This window comes from Lishizhenia sp. (genome assembly GCF_057456495.1).
In genome coordinates this window covers 1-3,110 of the sequence record NZ_JBVCPV010000263.1, presented here as the reverse complement: position 1 = coordinate 3,110, position 3,110 = coordinate 1, and the positions used below count along the sequence as shown (strand labels likewise).

General features: G+C 39.4%; 2 protein-coding genes. Both read right to left on the bottom strand.

The window, feature by feature from the left end; all coding sequences use genetic code 11:
• On the bottom strand, positions 1–1,001 hold a 1,001-nt coding region (locus AC22ZQ_RS13775), incomplete at its 3' end, for a PorP/SprF family type IX secretion system membrane protein (RefSeq protein ID WP_318959343.1).
• A gap of 6 nt (positions 1,002–1,007) precedes the next feature.
• A partial coding sequence (locus AC22ZQ_RS13770; protein WP_318959342.1) for a T9SS type B sorting domain-containing protein occupies positions 1,008–3,110 on the bottom strand: 2,103 nt, incomplete at its 5' end.

Below are 3,110 nucleotides of genomic sequence, written 5' to 3'. Positions count from 1 at the left end.
CATACTCTATGTTTAATGTTTTTAGGTTTGAATCGGGTAAGGATGTAACGAAAACTCAATTCCAAACCACCGCGGGCATTACTCGCTGGAACCAATTGAGACACGTTAATATCGTAGCTAATTCCCGCCCAGATATTTTGCCAATCCATTCCTAAAACTAAGTACATTGCATCTCTATTTCTCAAGTACAATCCGCCGTACAATGCCTTATAAATTCCGTTTCTATTTTCTAAATAGTATTTGGCTTGGGCTCCAAAGATGAGTTCTTTGTACTTTCCTTGCGCATTAAATTGCAGGGAAGGAAGAATATCCCAGTCGGGATCTAGTTTACGCTGATAGCGGACCATAAGATTGAAACGCATATCACGCTGCACCTTGGGCCCTATAAAACCTTGATTGGGTCTGTTGATATTAAACAAACCAGACCCCGCGGTGATTTTGTTTCTTTCATCCATGTAAAACTCATAAACGATACCCGCGCCTATGGTTACATTTGTTTTCGATAAATTCCCCAAATTCTCCCCCGTCGGCAAACTTGGGTCGAAGAAAATTCCGTTGAACTGATTATCGAAATAGAATTGATCGAATTGCAAACTTCTGTTATTAATTCCTATTTGAAATCCCGGTCGAATACTATGCGTGGAATCAGGGGTTAATTTCCATAAATAAGAAACACTCGGTACAAATTCAAAGGTGCGTAAACTACCATCTCCAACCACATCGTGAAACAAATAAGCTCCTAGGGCCAAACCGTCAATTTTCTTTACACGTGCTTCAACTGAAATACTTGTGGTTTGAAAAGGTACTGTTACCCTTCTCCATTGATCTTTGTAATTGAAATGAAAACGTAGGTCACCCGTAAATTGTCCTACATTACCTGGATTTTGAAAAACAGGATTATAATCAAACTGAGAGAAGTGGATATCTTGTGACCAGCTCGTGAAATTCATCAGAACTGTCAGTACCATAAGCATTAACTCTACCCCTCTATTTCGCTTCATAAAACCCTAACGAATTAAAGTAATGTTTCCTTTTATAATCTCCTGACTCCCATCTATACAATAGGCTTCCAAATAATAATCATAAGTGTCGGGGTCTAACAATTTCCCTTGAAAAGTTCCATCCCAACCTCGGGTTATGTCGTTACTTTCAAACACCAACTCTCCCCATCTATCAAACACTTTAAAGGTAAGCTCACTAACAATGTTAGAGCGTACAAAAAGAATATCGTTCTCTCCATCCCCATCTGGTGAAAAGGCATTGGGTACGAAAACAAAAGGCTCTCCGCAGACATAGGTAAAGGCTTTTAAAACCACGTCGTCCGTTCGCGTACATATTCCATCGCTTACGCTTACTGTATAGGTAATATCCTCAAAAATCTCTACTGTAAGGTTTTGTTGATTGGGGTCAGAAATACCGCCTGTTGGTGACCATGAATAATTGTAATTTCCGTTCGGCAAGGCTGAAAGGTTTACGGCAGTACCTGAAGGAACAATGGTATCTGAGGCAATGGCCAATACATCACTGGCTGCGATAAAACTTACATTCACCCAAATGGAATCGTAGAGGTGACAACCGTTAGAAACGTCTACTTCCACATATACATATTGACTGGTTGTAAATTGTGCATCTATCTCATTGGTTCCTTCACCAGACACAATTACTGAATCAGGTGACCAATCGAAATTAGACAAAGTAAGGTTAGGGTCTAAACTTTGTACATTAAAACTACCTACCTCATCTTTACACAAGTTAATATCTCCAGTGAGTTCCATAGCTGCGCTGGTAAACATGACTTGAACAGAATCAATGGTATTACAAGCCCCGTCTCCCACAGATAAATAGTAGGACTGATCCGTACTTGGATTTACGATCAAAACAGAATCCGTCAAATCATCATTCAAAGTATCTGAAAAATTAAGGTTACTCGACCATACAAACTGATTCGCTGTTCCGAAAGTATTGGGTATAAATGTCAACTCTTCCGGTGAACATAAAGCTACGTCTGCAGGCATATCCAATTGAATTGGCTCATCTACAGTTATGGTAACCTGAGCGGTATCTGTAATTAAACAAACGGTATCTGTTACATACAAGAACACATCGTACGTTCCTGGAGTATCATATAAAATGCTGGGTTCAAAAGTTGTTGAATCGAGATTACCATTACCAAAGTCCCAAACGAAATCATCATCCGACGTAGAAAAATTAGAAAAATCCACGGTAAAAGGTGCACAGCCCAATTCCATATCCACAAAAAACTCCGCTTTGGGAATTAATTCGAAATCGAACTTAAACACTAAATTATTACAATTGTTGGCTAAGTTCTGACTACTCCATGCATCAGTTGTGGTTGGGAAATCACTCACACCTCCACATCCTGCACAAACAGATTGATATACCACGCCATTTTTATCGAAACGACTTGTACCACCATCCACGTGTTCATTGGCCTGACTCCCTCCAATATAGGTACCGTATAACAATCCTTCTAAATCTCTTTCAAATACTACGAGGTAAAAATCAAATCCATTTGGAGCTGAAGATTGAAATGCATTAGAAGTTGTAGGCATATTTCCAATGGGTGAGGTTTGCAATATATTAGCTCCCCAACCCGAAACATAAATGTTCCCACAAACATCTACCAAAAATGCAGAAGGAGAAATATCAATGTTCGCACTCCCCGTTCCAAAAACCGTTGAACGCTCTAAGGCTGTGAGATCATTATTTAACTTCGCTACAAATTGAGAGCTTCCAGCATTACTATAGGATTGTGGATGTACGAAGAAGTTTCCTCCAGCACTTTGTCCAACCGTATACACCTTATCATTCTCATCCAATTCCACAAAAAAGGCTTGGTCGTATAAATTCTCTCCGATGTAGGTTGTTTGCAACAGCATTTGACCATTACTAGAAATCTTGGCTAGGAATCCATCACTTTCACCGCCATTATATGTTGGGCTGTAAGCTCCGGTAGTATTCGTTAAGTTATTACTCGATGTTCCTCCTGCAATAAATACATTTCCATTCCCATCGAGCTTTACACTGTTACAAGCATCATTTTTAGTTCCTCCAAAATAACTAGACCACAACAATTGAGTGAAATCATT